3 protein-coding genes are annotated in these 2829 nt (G+C 36.3%); 1 reads left to right on the top strand and 2 read right to left on the bottom strand.

Going from position 1 to position 2829, the window contains the following annotated elements; genetic code table 11:
* The first annotated feature begins 526 nt into the window (after nt 1-526).
* Nucleotides 527-742 (top strand): helix-turn-helix domain-containing protein, encoded by a 216-nt coding sequence (locus OQ5_RS0103720; RefSeq protein ID WP_026055097.1) that lies wholly within the window; start codon nt 527-529, stop codon nt 740-742.
* Nucleotides 743-816: 74 nt separating this feature from the next.
* Here OQ5_RS0103720 and OQ5_RS0103715 read toward each other — a convergent pair whose 3' ends face one another.
* Together OQ5_RS0103715 and OQ5_RS23385 are read right to left on the bottom strand one after the other, a co-directional pair.
* Entirely contained in the window at nt 817-1311 is a 495-nt protein-coding gene (locus OQ5_RS0103715; protein WP_016776210.1) for a hypothetical protein, read from the bottom strand.
* A 2-nt stretch (nt 1312-1313) separates the two neighbouring features.
* Nucleotides 1314-2829 (bottom strand): hypothetical protein (locus tag OQ5_RS23385; RefSeq protein WP_044107460.1); only part of this gene is annotated, 1516 nt, incomplete at its 5' end.

Below are 2829 nucleotides of genomic sequence, written 5' to 3'. Positions count from 1 at the left end.
CTTATCAAATTTCCACCCCCCCGCTCGGCGAAGTCACTGACTTCGTCGTTTTACTCCTGTAGTCTCCAGACTACCTTTTTAAACAATCTTTGCAGGCAAGCTCAGGATATCTACATCCAGATAATTACTCCAACCGACATAATTTCGAGCCAATGAACATACGTAGTCTTCAGGATTTTGAACAATTCTTGAGCGTACCGGATTATTATGGATCCTGTGAGAAAATATCACCCCAATTTACCACCTGAAAGGTTAGGAAGTACAATCCTTTCTGATCTTTGACTTGATAACCTGTGGACATGGAATAAATATTTTATCTTTAAAGATAGAAAACATCCGATTTTTATCTTACTGTTTTAGGTGGAAATATGACCAATTTTATCGCGATGTTTTTTGTGGTAGTTAAAAACTACAAAGGTTTAGAAGACGAAGTCACAGACTTCGCCGAGCAGGGGGAACTTCGCCGAGCAAGGGGGAACTTCGCCGAGCAAGGGGGAACTTCGCCGAGCGGGGAGCCTCAAGAACTATCGTCGGAAATTACGAACGGAACAGTAATACCCCATCTATTGAAATTCTGTTAAAAATTGCCAAAGTATTTAATGTGTCGGTTGATTATCTGATTGGGGAAGGTAAGCTTTCTTCATACGACAAAGAAGTGCTAAAACGAATTGAAGATATTGAGCAACTCGCCCCGGAGACCCGGAAAAATTTATTCTTCTTGATTGATAATTCAGAACTTTAAAACCAAACAAGCGTTCGTATAATTGCCAATTCCAAAAAATAAATCTTGTGGCAGGTTGGATACTTTTAACCCATTCACAACTTTTTCATCTTTTCCTTATCCCCTCCCCACAAATCTTCTGGATGTTTTATTAAATAAGCGACTGATAATATTGTAAATACAATTCCTATAATCAGAATTAATATATCCATCCATGTTAAAGGATTAAAAGGAATTAGAAGTTTATCGTTAAACTCAAGCTTTATTATTTCATGGCTATTCTTTCTTGTCCATAATGTTATTTTATCTCCTATATTTACAGCTGGCTCTAAAATCTCTATGTGCTTTGTAATATGAGTTCTAAATATTGGTTCCACACCTTTCAGCTCAATTCGATAAGCCTTTGAGTATTTTTCTACAAGGTTATCGTACATATTACTTACTTTCGCTTGAGATACAACACCTTCATATTTAACCAAATTAGATTCTTTTTCTATTAGGCCAGTAATGCCGAAATATAGACCGGTTAAACCAAAAGGCAGCAATATAAAAAGAGCTCTTAAGTATCTTGTTCTATCAAAAAAAACCATAATCAATTGACATTAAGTTCTGAGTTTATCAATTCTATTAATTCATTTATCTTGGCACTTTCACTTTCGCTGAACATACTCTTTTCCGTCGCGGTCATGCCATCCCATGAGTATTTTAGCATTACAAACAAAGGGAAATTTCTATTACCTATTTTCTCTATAGCTGTTTTTCCATTGAATAGTATTCCGGCTGTATTCCAAAAAGATAAAAATCTTCTTCCATTCAGTGAATTACGAAGTTCGTCTGTAACACCATCATTAAACTCCAGGAACAAGTCTCCAGATGCATGAATTAATCCAGCTATACTTAACGCCAACCGCATGCTTTTATCAGCTAATTTTATAGCTGCTTTAGCTTCACCATAAGCAACACAAAAGGATGCCAGATCAAGCCCAAGGTTAATCATGTCCTTTATTTCATCAGCTCTGTGTTTATCAATAATCCATTTATAGAATATAGCCGGCATTGGAAGTACCATTCCTTCTACACCTATAAAATCAATTCTGGTGGTAAAGTTTACACCAATAATATCCATGGGACGAAGGTTAGAGTCAGGATGGTAGTTAAAAATTGTCTCTCGCCTGTTTCCATTTTCTGTAAGATAGTCCAGAACTCCACCAAATGTAATCATTCCATCTTCAGTAAAATCAACATCGTACAAAGTATTGAAATTTTTTGATCGATGCCATGTATATATTTCCTTAATTGATGCCAGATTTAACATTGTATCAGTAGATTGTTGTTTATAGTATAGTTTAAATAGCTCAATCATAAAATTATCATAATCGCTGATTTTAAAGGGGGGACTGTTTAGCAATCCGCACAAATCTTTTATACGCGTTCCCTCATCAAGTAACGCTATAAAAGATTTAATACTTTCATTTTCTATATTAGCAACAATTCGGTTGATTAAAGGATAGAATTCCCTGATCTGTGAAGTTGCAATTTTCTCAATAAGTTTTATTCGTTGTCCATTGCTTAATTCTCGTAAAGCCTCATTAGGAAGAGCATATAAATTATTCAGGCTATGTCCTCCAGATACTAAAAGCTCATCAATATGGGTACTCCAAGCAGCTGGGTCATCACAAAGAAGATACTGTCTAAGACTGTTAAGCTGATTAGCAGCTTCTGACTGTAATTCAACGCTATAAAAGTTACGGGTGGTTGATGATGAACTCTGTATGGATACCTGACAGAACCCTAATCTTCTGCCTGATGACCAAGTAACCTCAAATCCTTGTGTATTTGAATCACACTCCCGGGGATTTATTTCAAATGGTCTCATTTGATTAAATGCGATCAAAATCTGTTGGTAAACCAAATTATCTCCAAGGCTAATATCCTTTGCTTGTGGCAAATCCCCATTCGGATAATTAATTTCAATAGTTCTACCAAAAGCATGCCCAAATCGGATAGTCTCAATAACCCTTCTTACTGCTATTGGATCATTGAGAATCATCGCCCCTTCTTCCTCACTTTGCCCCCAAGCAAACAACACATTTTCCGGGTCATGAATC

This window comes from Anaerophaga thermohalophila str. Valhall (genome assembly GCF_000250735.1).
GTDB lineage: Bacteria > Bacteroidota > Bacteroidia > Bacteroidales > Marinilabiliaceae > Anaerophaga > Anaerophaga thermohalophila_A.
The sequence above is the reverse complement of the archived record's forward strand: the minus strand, read 5'-3'. Positions and strand labels throughout refer to the sequence as shown.